A 15,646-nucleotide genomic window follows, 5' to 3' on the forward strand; every position below is an offset into this window, starting at 1 on the left:
GCTCCAGCCCGGGTAGACCGTGGCGACGGCGGGCGGCTACGGCGCGGGAACGTCGACGTGCGCCGTCGCCGCACGTGCCGGGTCCGCCGGTTCGCGATGGATCGCGGCGTCCACCGCTGCGCCGATGCGCCGCAGGGCAGCCAGGTCGCGCGGTTCGAGCGAGTCGATCAAGTATTCGCGGACTGCCGCGACGTGCCCGGGCGCAGCCGCGACGACGACGTCGTAGCCGGCCTCGGTCAGTGTCGCGTTGGTGCGGCGACCCGCACCGGGTATCCGGGACCTGGCAAGCAGCCCACGCTTCTCCAGTCGTCCGACGACGTGCGACAACCGCGACAACGACGCCGACGTGCGCGTGGCCAGGGCGCTCATCTGCATGGTCCGATCCGGCTCCTCGGAGAGGACCGACAGCACCATGTACTCGAAGAAGGTCATCTGCGACTCGCGCTGCATCCGCGCATCCAGGGCAGCGGGCAAGCTGATCATGATCGCGGAGTTGGCCAGCCACGCCGCCAGCTCGTCGCTGTTCAGCCAACGCGGCTCGACGTCCGACGCGCGGGACTGCGAGCCGGCCTGCCGGGGCCTCTCGCCCCGCTGCTGAGCATCTCCCGTCTTCGCCATGCGGGCAGCCTACGGCGCCAGTTATTGACGCATCAAGTTCGAGAAGGTAGAACTTGACGCATCAAGTTCATCTTGATGCGTCAAGTTCGCACTGGTCGGCGTACCGGCTGCGGGCCTGGCGAACCGATCCAGGAGAGGAACACCCGATGCAGACCACGTCGCTCGGCGGGCTCGAGGTCTCGCGCCTCGGCCTGGGAGTCATGGGCATGTCCGCCTTCTACACGGGCAAGGACGGCTCCGAGGAAGAGTCCGTCCGCACCATCCAGCACGCCGTGGACCTCGGCGTCACCCACCTGGACACCGCCGAGGCGTACGGGGCAGGCGCGAACGAAGCCCTGCTGGGCCGGGCGACACGAGGACGACGTGACGAGGTGGTGCTCGCCACCAAGTTCGGCCTGGTGTCCCACACGGGCCGCCCGGGGGTGGACAGCACACCGGCGAACATCCGTCTCGCGGTCGAGGGATCGTTGCGGCGGCTGGGCACCGACCACATCGACCTGTACTACCAGCACCGGGTCGACCCCAGCACCCCGATCGAGGACACCGTCGACGCCCTGGCCGGCCTGGTCACCGAGGGCAAGGTCCGCTACATCGGCCTGTCCGAGGCCGGCCCGTCCACCATCCGCCGCGCCCACGCGGTCCACCCGCTGGCCGCGGTCCAGAGCGAGTACTCGCTGTGGACACGGGACCCCGAAGCGGACGTGCTCCCGGTGCTGCGCGAGCTGGGGATCGGTCTCGTGCCGTACTCCCCGCTGGGTCACGGCTTCCTGACCGGGAACATCCGTTCCCTGGACGGCCTGGCCGCCGACGACTGGCGTCGCACCAACCCACGCTTCACCGGCGGCAACCTCGAACGCAACCTGCGCATCGTCGAGGAGGTCCGGTCCGTGGCGACCGAGGCCGGAGCCACCCCTGCCCAGGTCGCCCTGGCCTGGCTCCTGGCCCAGGGCGCGGACATCAACCCCATCCCTGGGACCCGGCACGTCGAGCGGCTCGAGGAGAACATCGCGGCCGACGGGATCCGGCTGACCCCGGACCAGATCGGACGGCTGAACAACCTGGCGCCCGCCTCCGGCGACCGCCATGACCGGGGCGGCATGGCTGCCCTCGACCGGTGAGGAACGACGGCAACGAGCCGAGCGACGCGGAACCCCCGCGCGCTCGCCGCACAGAACACCCCGTAGACGACTGAATGGAGCAGCACCATGGCAGGCAACCCGATCCGCGTCGGGATCATCGGCGCGGACACGAAGGCCAGCTGGGCCGGCGCATCTCACGTCCCCGCGCTCATGGCCCAACCGCAGCTGAAGCTGGCCGCCGTAGCGACCCGGCGCGAGGAGAGCGCTCGGCAGGCCGCCGAGCTGTTCGGCGCCGAGCGCTGGTATGCCGACCCGTACGAGCTGATCAGCGACCCGTCGATCGACGTCGTCACGGTCGCCGTCAAGGTCCCCGCACACCGCGAGCTCGTGCTCGCGGCCCTCGCGGCCGGCAAAGCCGTCTACGCGGAGTCGCCGTTGGGTGCGAACGTCGCCGAGACCGAGGAGATGGCGGCGGCGGCCGGCACCCTGCACACGGCGATCGGGTTGCAGGGCAGTCTCAGCCCCTCGGTGCGCCGGGCTGCCGAAATCGTGGCCCAGGGCCGGCTCGGGCGGCTGCTGTCAGCCCGAGCGACCGCGACCACGTTCGGGAACGGCCCGGAGTCGGTGAGCGCCTACGAGTACTTCGACAAGGCGGACGCCGGCGCGAGCTTCATGACGATCGCGGTGGGCCACGTGCTGGACGTGATCGAGACGGTCCTTGGCGACATCACCGAGATCGACGCCCGCACGGAGCTGCTCTGGCCGGAGGTGAAGCTGGTCGACACCGGCACGACCACCACCCGCGAGGTGCCGGACCACCTCGACGCGATCCTCAAGACGTCGTCCGGAGCTCCCGTCGGAGTGCAGGTCCTGGCGGGCGTGCCCGTGCCCGACGCGCGGTTCAGCCTCGAGGTCCGGGGCGCCGACGGCTGGCTCAGGCTGACCGGCAACCACCCCGCCGGCGTCCAGGTCGGCGACCTCACGCTGACCTCGAACGTCGACGTCGAGGAGCCCGACCGCCCTGTCGCCACGGGAACCGGTCCGGCCGCGGCCGAGATCTGGACCGGTGCCGCCATCAACGTGGGCGAGGTGTACGCGAGCCTCGCGCGCGACCTCGCCGACGGCACCCACCACACTCCTGGGTTCGCCCGTGCCGCCCACAACAGCCGCCTGGTCGCCCGGGTCGAGCGAGCCGCACGAACCGGCGTCCGGCAGTAGGTGTGCCGGCAGGAACGGCCGCCCGGGCTCCTGCCACCAGCCGAGTCTCAGGGGGATGCCGTTCCCCGGCGCAGTGCCCCGTGGCGTGTGCGTGCCAGGCAGTCGCTGAGGGTGTCACGGCTCCGGGTGAGCTCCTGGAGCCTGTCGTTGACGACCGTCAGCTCGTCGGCCAGCTCCTTGGCCAGATCGATGGGGCACTCGGGGGTCTCGTCGCGGGCCCACTGCTGCTCCGCGTCCAGGATCATCTTGGCCATCCGGGTGGTCAGCCCGGCTCGGATCAGGCCGCGGACCCACATCGCGCGATCGACCGCGCACTCGCCGTAGGCCCGGTAACCGTTGCTCTCCCGCAGGGATTCGATGAGTCCCTGGCTCTCGTAGTAGCGCAGCATCCGGGTGGCGATTCCGGTGCGTTCAGACAGCTCGCCGATCCTCACGGTCAACTCCCGGCAGGCCCCTCTTGACATTGACACCAGTGTCAATCTCTAGCCTCTCCGCATGATTCCCGAGGCGATCGAGAGAGCCGCTCCGCACACCGTCAAGCTCCCGCCCGGCAGCCTCACCGGCTGACCCGCGGGGGCCGAGACCCCTGACCCGTCAGACGCAGAAGAACGACAGCGGCGAGAGATCTCGCCGAGGAGGCTCATCACCATGCAGCTCGGACTTACGATTCCCGTCGTCGGGCCCGCCGTCGGCGACGCACCCGCCCTGGGCGCCTTCGCCCGCGGGCTCGAGGACCTGGGGTACGACACCCTCTGGATCAGCGACCGTCTGGTCACGCCGGTCGATATCGGCAGCGACTACCTCGACCGGAGCCCGCAGATGGCCCGCTCCTTCGATCCCGTGCTGCTGCTGACCGTCGCCGCGGCGGCCACCAGCAGGGTGCGCCTGAACACCAGCACCCTCAGCACGTTCTACTACGAGCCGGCGCACCTGGCCCGGCAGCTGACCACGCTCGACGTGCTCAGCGGCGGCCGCCTCGGTCTCGGGGTGGGCGTGGGCTGGATGAAGCAGGAGTACGACGTCGTCCGCACCGCGGACTGGCACCGTCGCGGCCGGATGCTCGACGACACGCTGGCGTTCCTGCGGGCGTGGTGGACGACCAGCCCCGTGTCCTGGGACAGCGAGTTCTTCACCATGTCGCCGGTCCACGTGGGCCTGCGGCCCATCCAGCCGGGCGGGCCGCCCATCTGGGTCGGCGGTGCCAGCGAGGCCGCGATGCGCCGGGTCGGCCGCAGCGGCATCGGCTGGCTCGGTGTCGAAGGTCCGGCGCCCACGGCGGCCATCGGCCATGAGGACGACGGCGCGAGCCGCCTGTGGTCGGTCGCGCGCCGCGCCGCGGAGGACGCCGGCCGCGACCCCGACGCCCTGAAGACGGCCATGCGGATCAACCTCGACCCGGACACGACCGTCGACACCGTCGCGGACCAGCTCAAGCGGTACGCCGACTCCGGCGTCGACGAGGCGTACGTCGATGCCTTCGCGAAGTTCACCACCCTCGACCAGCACCTCGACTTCGCCGCCCAGGTGATCGAGCGCACCGGTCAGCTGTGACCCCCGTGCTCAGCCGTCTCGAAAGAGGAGAAGAAAGATGAAGGCGTCCGTCATCACGTCGTTCGGAGGACCGGAAGTACTTCAGGAAGCCGACGTGCCCACACCGGGTCCGGGACGGGGCCAGGTGCTCGCCCGAGTACACGCCGCGGGTGTGAATCCCGCCGAGCTGACCGCGCGTTCCGGAGGTTTCGGCCTGCCGGCACCCGCGATCATCGGCTTCGAGTTCGCCGGGACGGTCGAGCAGGTCGGGGAGGGCGTCACAGGCGTGCGGGTCGGCGACCGCATCGCCGGCTGGCCCGACAGCTTCGTTCAGGGGGCGTACGCGGAGTTCACCCTGAGTGGCAACTACGCGCTGATACCCGACGGCGTCACCTTCGAGCAGGCAGCAGCCACGGTGATCGGCGCCGACAACGCCGCGCGCGGGCTGGCGCTCCTCGCTCCCGAGCGCGGAGAAACCCTGGTCGTCACCGGCGCCAGCGGTGCCCTGGGTAGCGCTGCGGTTCAGTTCGCCCGGCTCGCCGGCCTCACGGTGATCGGCATCGCCGGTAGAGACAGCCTCCCCTACGTCGAGAGCCTCGGCGCGACCGCCGTCGAGTACGGAGACGGCCTCGTGGACCGGGTGCGCGACGCCGCTCCCGACGGTGTCGACGCCGCGCTGGACACTGCGGGCAAGGGCTTGCTCCCCGCACTGATCGAGCTGCGGGGCGGGACCCGTCGCGTCGTCACGCTCGCCGACCTGGACGCCGGCCGATACCGCGTCCAGTTCAGTGGGGGAAACCCCGGCAACCGCCGGAACCAGTTCGTCAGGACTGCGCTGGAGCACATCGCGGCAGGCGAGTGGCGCACCCGCATCGGCCGCACGTTTCCGCTCTCGCAGGCAGCCGACGCGCACAGGTTCCTGGCGGCCGGTCACACCGGGGGGAAGGTCCTCCTCGTACCCTGAGGGCTGACGGCGACGCCGTGGTCCACGGCTGAAGCCGGGCACATGTCTCCGATGCCGACGGCGACCGGATCGTCCGGCAGCGCTGCCCGAGAGGGCGCGCTGCCGGACGCGAGCATCAGGCGCACAGGCGGACGCGGCTCACCCGCCGTGCTCCGTGGCGGCGACGGGCGTGGCCAGGATGGTGAACGCGACCGGGACCGCGTCGGCGGGCCGAGTGTCGTGGTCGCCGATGCGGCGGCGCTGGGTAGACCAGGCCGTTGACGAGATCGGTCGGCCTGGCCCAGCGCGCGTCGTACTGGTCCCGGCGCTCCTGCCACTCCTGGAGCTGCACGACCGCCTGCTGCACGATCTGCTGCTGCAGCAGGTCGGTCGCCGCGCGGCCCTCAGGATGCTCGGACCTCGTGTCCATCGAGGTCGAGGTGACCCGCCAGGACCGGACGCGATCGTCGCCGGCCGTGGCTCGCTCGATGAACCCGTACTTGGCGAGCTAGCGGAGGTGGCGGCTGGCCAGCGCCTGGCTGATCCCGAGCTGGCGTGCGGCCTCGGTGCCGGTGATCGTGCCCTCGCGGCCGACGAGCTGGAGGTTGTCGCCAGTGCCGTGCGCGGAGCCGCCGGCGTCTCCCTGCCCACCCTGGATTGCTGAGCTCCGCACCATCGCCCGGGCGCAGACCGACCACCCGGCCCCACCCGCACATGACGAATGGCCTGAACCTACGAATCGTAGGTTCAGGCCATTCCGTGTCCTGCGACATCACAGGGTCGGGCTGACTGGATTCGAACCAGCGACCCTCTGCTCCCAAAGCAGATGCGCTACCAAGCTGCGCCACAGCCCGCCGTCGGCGGCGAATCCGGGCACCACCTGAGGTTTCACCCGACCGGTCCCGGCCGACGGACCGATCATATCGGGTAGCACCCCACCTGCGGCCAACGGATAACCGCCGCGGTGGGCCCGCCCCCCGAAAGTCCGCCGCAAGCAGGCGATTCGGCACGGGGATCGGGCGACTTCCATGCGGAACCGCCTGGTCGCGGCGGACTTTCATGGGCGGCGGCTGGGCCCGCAGCTCCTCGTCTTCTGGTGTGTCGCTTCGGTCGGATGCACACCGCCCGGAGGCGACTTCGGTCAGTTGCCCTGAGATCGGCCCATTGATGGACCGATCTGGAGGCAACCGACCGAAGTCGTCGCCAGACGGAGGCAAAGGACCGACACCGGGGCCGGTGGAGCAGCCGCCCGCCAGTAGAGCAACTCGGCGCAGACCCCCATGGATCACATCGGTCAGATGCACACCGCCCAGACACCACATCGGTCAGTTGCCCTGAGATCGGCCCATTGAAGGACCGATCTCGAGGCAACCGACCGAAGTCGTCGCCAGACGGGCGCCAAAGGACCGACGCCGGCGCACACCACGCCCTCCACCCCGACCATGCAAAGTAAAGGTTAGGGACCCGCGGGCCACCGCTGCCATCGTCGAGACACCACACCCCCACTGCTCGGGAAGGGATCACCCATGTCTCGCCGGTGGACGACCGCGCTCGTCCTTCCGCTCGCCCTCACCGCCTGCGCCGGCGGCCACTACGCGCCCGGCACCGGCGCACCGCACACCGACGCTCCCCGCACCATCGCCGTCGAGAGCTACCCGGCCCGGACGGAAGAAGCGTCCCCGCCGCCCGCCGGCGTGGTCCACGCCCGGGTCGACGCCGGCGTCCGCCCCGCGCGCCTCGAGCTGACCATGTGGGGCACGCCGGGCTGCATGCCCTACCCCGTGGACGTCGGCTGGACCGACAGCACCACGGTCGAGGTCCTGACCGCGGCCGGCGTGGACCCGGCGTGCTCGGACGAGTACCTGCCGGTGAGCCAGGTCGTCGTCCTGCCGGTGTACTATCCCGCCGACGGTGTCCGCACCGTCCGGGTCGACGGCGCCACGGTCGCCCTCGCGGTCGACACCGGGCGTTAACCGTCTCCCAGGGTCGACGCCCGCACCACCAGGCGCGGTGCCAGCCGTTCGACGCCGTGCGTCGGCTCGCCCTCGATGGCCGCGATCAGGAGCTCGGCGGCGCGCTGGCCCAGTCGTTCGAGCTGCATGTCGACGGTGGTCAGCGGCGGGCGGCTGGCGAGCGACATGACCTCCCAGTCGTCGTAGCCGGTGACGGCGATGTCGTCGGGCACGCGGACGCCGAGCTCCCGCAGCCGGTCGCACCCGCCGCGCGCGAGCTGGTCGGAGGCGAACACGATGGCGTCCACGGGCAGCCGGCCGCCGTCCCGCCGAGACGCCGCGGCGACGCCCAGGATCTGGTCCACCGCGCGGCGGCCCCACTGCTCCGACCAGTCGCCGTACAGCGGCGGGCCCACCATCTCGAGGTCGCGCGACGCGAGCTCCGCGGCCAGGGTCTCGTAGCGCACCGTCGACGCCGGCTGCTCCACGCGGCCGCCCACGTAGGCGATCCGGCGTCGGCCCAGGCCGACGAGGTGCTCGGCGAGCAGGCGCATGCCGGTGGCGTCGTCGGGCACCACGGAGGCGTCGTCGGGGTCGGCGGACGGCGCGAACGCGTACACCACCGGCATCGGCACCCGGATGGGCTCGCGGGGTTCGGTGGTGCGGCCGGTCACGATGATGCCGTCCACGCGCCGGGCCACCAGGGCGCGCACGTGGTGCTGCTCGCGCACCGGGTCGTGCCGGGCGGTGGCCAGCAGCGCAGACAGCTCGCCGCCCACCAGCGCGTTCTCCGCGCCGAGCACCACGGGCAGGGAGAACCGGCCGGCGGAGTCGGTGCTGAGCAGCCCGACGGTGAAGCTCCGGCGCGCGGAAAGTGACCGCGCGGTCACATCCGGGACGAAGCCGAGGCGATCCGCCGCCTCCCGGACCCGCTCGCGCGTGCTCTCGCGCAGGGAGCCCGTCCCGTTGAGCGCCTTGGACGCCGTGCCGGGCGCCACGCCCGCCAGGGCGGCCACGTCGGTGATCCGCACCACCCGTCCCCGCTCCATCCCGCGCCGACCTCCCCGTTTCCGTTTTCCTCGCGTTCCGCACGGCATCCCGCACCCGCGGGACGACGCCGCCATCGTACCTCCCAGAACCCAGCGAACTCGCACGCCGCGCACAACGTCGGAGGAAACCTTTGACTCCGCCCGCACCCCTTCCCTACGATCAGGAAATCGGATTCCTAGTTTCCGCGAGCGCCGTCTCGCGGCGCGTGGACCCCGGCCCGTGTACGTCAGCCTGTGAAGGAGCCATCGATGACGACCCTCACCCCCAGCGGCACCACGCGCGGTCCTGCCGCGCCCTCCGACGACGCCCGGGTGCTGCTGCGCCCGCTGGCGCCGGGGCACGTGACGATCGACGGCGGCCTGTGGCGGCGCACCGCTAACGTGAACCGTTCCGCCGCGATCCCCGAGGGCCTGGAGCAGCTCGACAAGGCAGGCAACCTGCGCAACCTGGAGATCGCCGCGGGCCGGGCCGAGGGCGAGGCGATCGGCCCGATCTTCGCCGACTCCGACGTGCACAAGTGGCTCGAGGCCGCCGCCTGGGAGTACGCCCGGGAGCCCGACGAGAAGCTGCTGGCCGACCAGCTGCGCATCACCGAGCTGCTCGCCGCGGCGCAGGCCGAGGACGGCTACCTCGACTCCGTGCCGATGCTCCGCAAGGTGCCGAGGTACAGCGACCTGCCGTGGAGCCACGAGCTGTACTGCGCGGGACACCTGTTCCAGGCCGCGGTGGCGCAGGTGCGCGGCACGGGCCACACCGAGCTGCTGGACGTCGCGGTGCGGCTGGCCGACCATCTCGTGGCCACCTTCGGCGACGGCGAGGGGCAGCTCCGCGAGGTCGACGGTCACCCGGTGGTCGAGATGGGCCTGGTCGAGCTGTACCGCGAGACGGGCACGCGCGCCTACCTCGACCTGGCGAGCTGGTTCGTCGAGGCGCGCGGCACGGGCATCATCGAGGGGCACGACAAGGCGCCGACCTACTTCTCCGACCGGGTCAAGGTGCGTGAGGCCACCACGGTCGAGGGGCACGCGGTGCGCGCCGTGTACCTCGGGGCGGGCGCGGCCGACGTCGCGGTCGAGACGGGCGACGCCGAGCTGCTGGCCGCCCTGGACACCCAGTACCGCGCGATGGAGCGCGGCAAGCAGTACGTGACCGGCGGGCTCGGTTCGCGCTGGGAGGGCGAGTCGTTCGGCGACCCGTACGAGCTGCCGAACGACCGCGCCTACGCCGAGACCTGCGCGGCGATCGGCGGCGTGCAGTGGGCGTGGCGCATGCTCCTGGCCACGGGCGAGGCGCGGTACGCCGACCAGATCGAGCGCATGCTGCTCAACGGGTTCCTCGCGGGCGTGTCGCTGAGCGGCACCGAGTACTTCTACGTCAACCCGCTGCAGCTGCGCAGCGACGCGCACGCCGAGGAGGACCGCAGCCCCGCGCACGGGCGCCGCTCGTGGTTCAGCTGCGCGTGCTGCCCGCCCAACATCATGCGCACGGTCTCCAGCCTGACCGGCTACCTCGCCACGGCGGACGGCACGAGCCTCCAGGTGCACCAGTACGCCCCCGGCACGGTCACGGCGCCGCTCGACGGCGGCACGCTGCGCCTGCGCGTCGAGACCCGTTACCCGGACGAGGGCCGCATCGCGCTGCACGTCGAGGAGGCGCCGGACGGCGAGGCGACGCTCGCCCTGCGCGTCCCCGCCTGGGCGGACGGCGCCACGCTCGACGGCGACCCGGTGCAGGCCGGCACCTACGCCCGCACCGCGCGCCGGTTCTCCGCGGGCGACACCGTGGTGCTCGACCTGCCGCTCACCCCGCGCCTGACCGGCGCGGACCCGCGGGTCGACGCCGCCCGCGGCGCCGTCGCCATCGAGCGCGGACCGCTGGTCTACGCCCTGGAGCAGCCCGACCAGGAGGACGGCGCCGTCGTCGACGACCTGCGGATCGACCCCGCGGGCGCACTCTCCGACGAGTTCCGGGACGGCCTGCTGGGCGGCGTCACGGTCGTGCGGGCGCAGGGCGCCGTCGTCCCCGGGCCCGACGCCGAGGCGACCACCCCGTACTGCCCGGCCGCGACGCCGTCGCCCGAGCCCTCGCGCGACGTGACCCTGACCGCCATCCCCTACTACGCGTGGGCCAACCGCGGCCCGCAGCCGATGCGGGTCTGGGTGCCCACCCGCTGACCTACCCACGGGCGGCCGGGGACGCCCCGGCCGCCCGCACCCCCCACGCGACGACGCGCAAGGAAGGAGAGCAATGGAGCTCACCAGACGCCAGCTGCTCACGCTCGCCGGGTCGGCGACCGTGGCCGCCGCGCTGGCCGGCTGCGGCGGCACGCTGCGCCCGGCGGACGTCGAGGCCCCGGGCTTCGGCGAGAACGCGAGCGGCACCCTCAACCTGTGGTGCCGCTCGGACACCGTGAACGGCACGCAGGCCGTGGTGGACGCGTTCCACCGCTCGCAGGACCGCATCCGGGTGCGGGTCACGCCCATCCAGAACGGGCAGTACGTGACCAAGCTGGCCACCGCGATCCGCGGCGGCCGGGTGCCCGACGTGATCGACATCGACGACATCTACTCGACCCTGTTCGCCTACCGCGGTGCCTTCACCGACCTCACGCCTCTCATCGAGGACCTGGGCATCGGCGATGCGCTCAGCCCGGGCCACCTCGCCCTGAGCACCAAGGACGGGCGGCACTACGGCCTGCCGTTCATCGGCGACTTCTCGGTGCTGTTCTGCAACACCGAGCTGTTCGACCGCGCGGGCCTGGACGTGGACGAGCACACGCGCGACTTCGCGGGCATGCTCGAGGCGGCGCGCGCCATCACGGCCCTGGACGACGACGTCTACGGCTGGTCCTACCCCGGCAACGCCTCGGGCGCTCTCGGGTTCACGGTGCAGCCGCACGTGTGGGCCACCGACCGGGACCTCATCGCGGGCGACGTCGGCAGCCAGACCGGCGACGTCGCGGGCAACGACGCCCTGCACCGCACGCTCGACCTGCTGCGCACACTGTGGGAGGAGCAGCTCGTGCCGCCGGGCAGCTTCTCGGACGACGCCTCGCGCTGGTCCGCCGACTACACCGCCGGCCGGCTGGGCATGTTCCCGGCGGGGTACGGCGTCGTCGTCCCGAACGCGGACCCCGCGCTCCTGGAGCGCACGCGCGTGGTCATGCTCCCGGGGCCGGACGGCGGCCGCGCGTTCTTCGACGGCGGCGACAACCTCTGCATGCCCAACGGCGCCAAGAACCCGTCGGCGGCGTGGGAGTTCATGCGGTTCGCCGTCTCCGTGGAGCAGCAGTCGCGCATGCCGGAGGGGTTCTACTCCCCCGTGCGGTCCGACGTCGTGACGCCGCAGTTCGCGCAGGACAACCCGTTCGTGCTGCCGCCGCTGGAGTCCATCGACCGCGGCTACGCGCCCACCACGCTCGCCTACAACCTGATCTACAACCAGCAGGACGGACCCTGGCTGCGCATGTTCCGCCGGGCCGTCTTCGACGGGGAGGTCGATGCCGCCATGGACGAGGCCCAGAGCACCTACGACCGCATCCTGCGGCAGGCGCAGGCATGAGCGCGCCGACGACGGGCGCCCGCCCGCTGACGCCCGTGCCGCAGCCGCAGACCCTGCGCCGCCGTCGGTCCGGGACGCTCACGCACCCCCACCGCACCGGCCTCGCCCTGGTCACGCCTGCCGTGGCGCTGGTGGTCGTCTTCGTGTTCGTGCCGCTCGTGGTGGCGGTCTACATCTCGCTGACGAACTTCCCGCTCATCGGCCCCTACCGGTTCATCGGCCTGGACAACTACGCGTCCGTGCTCACCGACCCGACGTTCTGGGGCTCGCTGGGCTACACCCTGCTGTACACGGCGATCGTCACCCTGCCGATCCTGCTGCTCGGGTACGGCCTGGCCGTGCTGGTGCGCTCCAACCGGCGGGGCGCCACGCTGCTGCGCACCATCTTCTTCGTGCCGTTCGTGATCGGCCTGACCACCCTGAGCTTCCTCACGCTGCTGGAGGCGCAGCCGAACAGCGGCCTGATCAACGTGGCGCTCAAGACGCTGGGAATCACGGACGGGACCACGGCGTGGCTCGTCGACGGGCCGCTGGCCACCGGCCTGCTGTGCGTCATGGTGATCTGGGGTGTCTCCGGGCTCACGATGGTGCTGCTCATGTCCGGCATGCAGGGCATCCCGCGGGAGGTCTACGAGTCGGCGGAGATCGACGGCGCCACCTGGTGGCAGCGCGAGCTGCAGATCACGGTGCCGATGCTGCGCCGCACCATCGCGATGACCGTGATCCTGTCGGTGATCGGCTCGTTCCTCGCGTTCACGCAGTTCTACATCCTGACCCAGGGCGGTCCCGGGTCGGACACCACGACGATCGTCATGGCGATCTACCGCCGCGCGTTCGTCCAGCTCCAGCTCGGTGCGGCGACGGCGATGTCGCTCGTGCTGGTGGTCATCACCGGTCTGGTCACCGCGGCCCAGTTCTGGCTGCTGCGGGAGAGGAGCTGACATGGCTGCTGTGACATCCGCGCCCCGTACGCCCGCCGTGGTGCGGCGCCCCGCCGTCGTCCCCGCCCCGAGCGCGGGCGGGCCCGAGCGGGACACCCGGGTCAAGCGGACGCTCTACGTGGTGGGCGGCACTCTGGCCGCCCTGGTGTTCCTGGTGCCGCTGCTGGTCGCGTTCCTGCGGGCGGGGCAGCCGGGCGACGTGATCGTGGCCGCCCCCGACGGCCGGTTCCTCGACCTGTCCTGGGTCAACTTCCGGGCCGTGATCGACCAGCCGGAGGTGTGGCGCGGCATCCTGAACTCGGTGATCGTCTCGGTGTCGACGGCGGTGCTCACCGCCGCGCTGGCGACGCTGGCCGGGTACGGGTTCGCACGGTTCCCGTTCCGGGCGCGTGGCGTGCTGTTCGGGCTCGTGCTGGTGACGCTGATGATCCCGTTCCAGGCCATCCTGACGCCGCTGTACCTGCAGATGAACGTCATGGGCCTGACCGACAGCCTGTTCGGGCTCGTGCTGTTCTACACGACGGTGAACCTGCCGTTCGGCATCTTCGTCATGCGCAACACCTTCGCCGCGGTACCCGCGGAGCTCGAGGACTCCGCACACGTCGACGGCGCGGGCACCCTGCGCATCCTGGTGTCGGTGCTGCGGCCCCTGGTGGTGCCCGGCACGGCGACGGCGGCGCTGTACGCGTTCCTGGCGTCGTGGACCGAGTTCCTGGGGGCACTGACGTTCCTCACCGACTCGGACCTCTACACGCTGCCGGTCTCGCTGGTGAACCTGCAGCAGGGGGCGTACGGGCAGGTCAACTTCGGTCTGCTGGCGGCAGGGTCGGTGATCGCGATGATCCCGTGCGTGATCCTGTACGTGGCGCTGCAGCGGTACTACGTGGCGGGGCTGGCGTCGGGGTCGGTGAAGGGCTGACGGGCGGGGCGCCGGGGGCCGCTGGGGCCGCCCGCCGGCGCCGCCGCCCGCCGCCGGTGCCGCCGCCCGTCGGTGCCGCCGCCCGCGGGGGCCGCCCGCCGAGATCTGGTGCTGGGCCGCTGAGATCTGGTGCCCGCGCCGAGATCTGGTGGAGCTCTACCAGATCTCGGCGCGGGCACCAGATCTCGACGGCGCGCCACCAGATCTCAGCGGCCCAGCCCTGGCCGTGGCGGCACACACACCAGATCTCGGCGGCCCAGCCCGGGCCGTGGCGGCGCGGCGACCAGATCTCAGCAGGCCGCCCGACAGCCGCGAGCCAGGCCGCGCCCGCCTACCGCACCGTGACCGTGCCCTGCAGCACGTTCACGCCGCGCGCCGCGTCCCAGGTGCCCGTGTTCGCTGTCCGAACGGCGAAGCGCGGGTCCTGCTGCGTCCCGGCGTCCGCCGACGGGAGCGCGAGGGCGAGGGTGTACGTGCCCGCCGGGACGTTCGCGAGCGCCGCGGTCAGCGTGGTCGTGGTGCCGGGTGCCCAGGTGCGGGCGTCGGAGCCGAACGGCACGGTGACCTGTCGCCCGTCGGTGCGGGTGAGCACGAGGTGCGCGGGGCGGGGCGTGTAAGGGGCGGCCCAGCCGTCGTTGCGTACTCGGACGGTGACGGTGGGCGCCGCGTGGCGACGTGCGGCGCTGACGCTGCTGGACTCGAGCACGAACCGGTAGCCGAGGCGGCGGGCGGTCTCGGCGATGCCGGCGGTGCCCCAGGAGTTGAGGACGTCCTGGTTGTAGTCCCGGTTGAGGTAGCTGTAGTGGTAGCGCGCGAGCTCGGCGGAGGCACTGGCCCACTCGGAGCGGGGCGCGTTGACGGCGCAGGTCTCGCCGCCGACGGGCACGTACCGGCTCTCGGCGGCGAGGTACTCCTGGTCGAGGGTGATCGGGTCGGAGAGGAACGTGCCGAAGTCGTCGGGCGAGGCGAGGAGGCAGTCGTTGTGGTGGCCGACGCGGGCGCTGGTCTGCCCGGTCCAGGCCTCGTCCGGCCCGACGGCGCTCCCCTCGCCCGACGGCACACCCAGCAGCCGCTGCTTGGAGAGCATGGTGCGCACCTGCACGGACCGGTCGGCGGGCAGCTCGTCGAGCAGGGCCTGGGTCACCGCGGACCGGTTGGCCCAGTCGGCGTCGGTGACGACGCCGGGGTCGGCCGGGTCGGCCACGAAGTGGTCGGTGTAGTAGCCCTCGCCCCAGAGGCCGATGAACCCGTTCTGCACCACGGGCACGACGTCAGCGTTGGCGCGCAGGATCGGGCCGAGCTGCTCGATGTGCGCGAGCACGGTGCTCAGCGGCGCGTCTCCGTACGGGGGCGAGTAGGGCCACTCGCCGCCCTGCGCGTAGGCGAACCGGGTGATGACGGAGACGCCGGCGGCGCGGGCGGTGTCGTAGTCGGCCTGCACGAGGTCGAGGAACGCCTGGTCGAGCTGCGGCGTGCTCGCGAACTTCTCGAGGTAGAACACGCGCAGGATCTGCGTGATCCCCTCGGCGCGGTAGCCCTCCAGGGAGGCCTGGTCGAGCGGGGTGTAGCCGGAGCCGTCGGCGCGGTAGTGCGTCTCGGTGTGGTGGTAGAAGCCGCGCTGCGGGTTGGGCACGTTCTCGTCGCTGGGCGCGTAGGTGGCGGTGGTGACGTGCGGGTGCGGTGCGGGGCGGTGCCGCCCGTGCCCCTGCGCGTACGCGGTGGGCAGGGCGGCGGACCCGAGCAGGGTCGCGGCCGCGAGCGCGGCGAGAACGCGGGTGCTTCGGTGCATGGTGCGTGTCCTCCTCGTGATGCCTGCCGGGGCGCCGGGCGGCGCC

The 15,646-nt window shown here is 72.1% G+C and carries 14 protein-coding genes and 1 tRNA gene; 10 read left to right on the forward strand and 5 right to left on the reverse strand.

The features are described 5' to 3' along the window. Positions 1 to 36: 36 nt before the first annotated feature. Positions 37 to 618, reverse strand: a complete 582-nt coding sequence (locus APR03_RS00120) for a MarR family winged helix-turn-helix transcriptional regulator (RefSeq protein WP_253831559.1) — start codon at positions 616 to 618, stop codon at positions 37 to 39. A 146-nt stretch (positions 619 to 764) separates the two neighbouring features. On the opposite strand from APR03_RS00120, the gene APR03_RS00125 reads away from it, so the two are divergent. After that, on the forward strand, positions 765 to 1,736 hold the full coding sequence (locus APR03_RS00125; RefSeq protein WP_253831561.1) for an aldo/keto reductase: 972 nt from the start codon (positions 765 to 767) through the stop codon (positions 1,734 to 1,736). An 87-nt stretch (positions 1,737 to 1,823) separates the two neighbouring features. Then, on the forward strand, positions 1,824 to 2,915 hold the full coding sequence (locus tag APR03_RS00130) for a Gfo/Idh/MocA family protein (protein ID WP_253831563.1): 1,092 nt from the start codon (positions 1,824 to 1,826) through the stop codon (positions 2,913 to 2,915). Between the two features lie 47 nt (positions 2,916 to 2,962). Here APR03_RS00130 and APR03_RS00135 read toward each other — a convergent pair whose 3' ends face one another. Continuing rightward, complete coding sequence (locus APR03_RS00135) at positions 2,963 to 3,349, reverse strand: MerR family transcriptional regulator (protein WP_253831565.1); 387 nt, start codon at positions 3,347 to 3,349, stop codon at positions 2,963 to 2,965. A gap of 214 nt (positions 3,350 to 3,563) precedes the next feature. Here APR03_RS00135 and APR03_RS00140 point away from each other — a divergent pair, with 214 nt between their 5' ends. The 3 genes from APR03_RS00140 (at position 3,564) to APR03_RS00150 (ending at position 6,052) form a co-directional block, all read left to right on the forward strand. Next, the gene (locus APR03_RS00140; RefSeq protein ID WP_253831567.1) at positions 3,564 to 4,466 is read left to right on the forward strand and encodes a TIGR03619 family F420-dependent LLM class oxidoreductase; all 903 of its coding nucleotides are present in this window, start codon (positions 3,564 to 3,566) and stop codon (positions 4,464 to 4,466) included. 37 nt (positions 4,467 to 4,503) lie between these two features. After that, on the forward strand, positions 4,504 to 5,409 hold the full coding sequence (locus APR03_RS00145; protein ID WP_253831569.1) for an NADP-dependent oxidoreductase: 906 nt from the start codon (positions 4,504 to 4,506) through the stop codon (positions 5,407 to 5,409). A 178-nt stretch (positions 5,410 to 5,587) separates the two neighbouring features. Further along, positions 5,588 to 6,052, forward strand: a complete 465-nt coding sequence (locus APR03_RS00150; protein WP_253831571.1) for a hypothetical protein — start codon at positions 5,588 to 5,590, stop codon at positions 6,050 to 6,052. A gap of 116 nt (positions 6,053 to 6,168) precedes the next feature. Here APR03_RS00150 and APR03_RS00155 read toward each other — a convergent pair. After that, positions 6,169 to 6,242, reverse strand: a tRNA-Pro gene (locus APR03_RS00155). 672 nt (positions 6,243 to 6,914) lie between these two features. Between APR03_RS00155 and APR03_RS00160 the strand changes: the two genes are divergently transcribed. Beyond that, positions 6,915 to 7,361 carry a hypothetical protein gene (locus APR03_RS00160; protein WP_253831572.1) on the forward strand — a complete coding sequence of 149 codons (447 nt, stop codon included), beginning with the start codon at positions 6,915 to 6,917 and terminating at the stop codon, positions 7,359 to 7,361. On the opposite strand, the gene APR03_RS00165 is transcribed toward APR03_RS00160, so the two are convergent. After that, positions 7,358 to 8,389 carry a LacI family DNA-binding transcriptional regulator gene (locus APR03_RS00165; RefSeq protein WP_253831575.1) on the reverse strand — a complete coding sequence of 344 codons (1,032 nt, stop codon included), beginning with the start codon at positions 8,387 to 8,389 and terminating at the stop codon, positions 7,358 to 7,360. The genes APR03_RS00160 and APR03_RS00165 overlap by 4 nt on opposite strands. 249 nt (positions 8,390 to 8,638) lie before the next feature. On the opposite strand from APR03_RS00165, the gene APR03_RS00170 reads away from it, so the two are divergent. From APR03_RS00170 to APR03_RS00185, 4 genes are all read left to right on the forward strand, one after another. Continuing rightward, on the forward strand, positions 8,639 to 10,564 hold the full coding sequence (locus tag APR03_RS00170) for a glycoside hydrolase family 127 protein (protein WP_253831577.1): 1,926 nt from the start codon (positions 8,639 to 8,641) through the stop codon (positions 10,562 to 10,564). Between the two features lie 73 nt (positions 10,565 to 10,637). Continuing rightward, on the forward strand, positions 10,638 to 11,951 hold the full coding sequence (locus APR03_RS00175; protein WP_253831579.1) for an extracellular solute-binding protein: 1,314 nt from the start codon (positions 10,638 to 10,640) through the stop codon (positions 11,949 to 11,951). After that, on the forward strand, positions 11,948 to 12,892 hold the full coding sequence (locus tag APR03_RS00180; RefSeq protein ID WP_253831581.1) for a carbohydrate ABC transporter permease: 945 nt from the start codon (positions 11,948 to 11,950) through the stop codon (positions 12,890 to 12,892). Before APR03_RS00175 ends, APR03_RS00180 begins: the two co-directional genes overlap by 4 nt. A 1-nt stretch (position 12,893) precedes the next feature. Further along, positions 12,894 to 13,811 carry a carbohydrate ABC transporter permease gene (locus APR03_RS00185; protein WP_253831583.1) on the forward strand — a complete coding sequence of 306 codons (918 nt, stop codon included), beginning with the start codon at positions 12,894 to 12,896 and terminating at the stop codon, positions 13,809 to 13,811. Positions 13,812 to 14,142: 331 nt separating this feature from the next. Here APR03_RS00185 and APR03_RS00190 read toward each other — a convergent pair whose 3' ends face one another. Then, positions 14,143 to 15,600, reverse strand: coding sequence for a DUF4832 domain-containing protein (locus APR03_RS00190; protein ID WP_253831585.1), 1,458 nt, complete (start codon positions 15,598 to 15,600; stop codon positions 14,143 to 14,145). Positions 15,601 to 15,646: the final 46 nt, after the last annotated feature.

The sequence above is a fragment of the Promicromonospora thailandica genome, from assembly GCF_024171955.1.
Lineage (GTDB): Bacteria > Actinomycetota > Actinomycetes > Actinomycetales > Cellulomonadaceae > Promicromonospora > Promicromonospora thailandica.

Coding starts and splice junctions, on each gene's coding strand:
- APR03_RS00120 (WP_253831559.1), bottom strand. CDS start 618: ATGGCGAAGACGGGAGATGCTCAGCAGCGGGGCGAGAGGCCCCGGCAG.
- APR03_RS00125 (WP_253831561.1), top strand. CDS start 765: ATGCAGACCACGTCGCTCGGCGGGCTCGAGGTCTCGCGCCTCGGCCTG.
- APR03_RS00130 (WP_253831563.1), top strand. CDS start 1,824: ATGGCAGGCAACCCGATCCGCGTCGGGATCATCGGCGCGGACACGAAG.
- APR03_RS00140 (WP_253831567.1), top strand. CDS start 3,564: ATGCAGCTCGGACTTACGATTCCCGTCGTCGGGCCCGCCGTCGGCGAC.
- APR03_RS00145 (WP_253831569.1), top strand. CDS start 4,504: ATGAAGGCGTCCGTCATCACGTCGTTCGGAGGACCGGAAGTACTTCAG.
- APR03_RS00150 (WP_253831571.1), top strand. CDS start 5,588: ATGGTGAACGCGACCGGGACCGCGTCGGCGGGCCGAGTGTCGTGGTCG.
- APR03_RS00160 (WP_253831572.1), top strand. CDS start 6,915: ATGTCTCGCCGGTGGACGACCGCGCTCGTCCTTCCGCTCGCCCTCACC.
- APR03_RS00165 (WP_253831575.1), bottom strand. CDS start 8,389: ATGGAGCGGGGACGGGTGGTGCGGATCACCGACGTGGCCGCCCTGGCG.
- APR03_RS00170 (WP_253831577.1), top strand. CDS start 8,639: ATGACGACCCTCACCCCCAGCGGCACCACGCGCGGTCCTGCCGCGCCC.
- APR03_RS00175 (WP_253831579.1), top strand. CDS start 10,638: ATGGAGCTCACCAGACGCCAGCTGCTCACGCTCGCCGGGTCGGCGACC.
- APR03_RS00180 (WP_253831581.1), top strand. CDS start 11,948: ATGAGCGCGCCGACGACGGGCGCCCGCCCGCTGACGCCCGTGCCGCAG.
- APR03_RS00185 (WP_253831583.1), top strand. CDS start 12,894: ATGGCTGCTGTGACATCCGCGCCCCGTACGCCCGCCGTGGTGCGGCGC.
- APR03_RS00190 (WP_253831585.1), bottom strand. CDS start 15,600: ATGCACCGAAGCACCCGCGTTCTCGCCGCGCTCGCGGCCGCGACCCTG.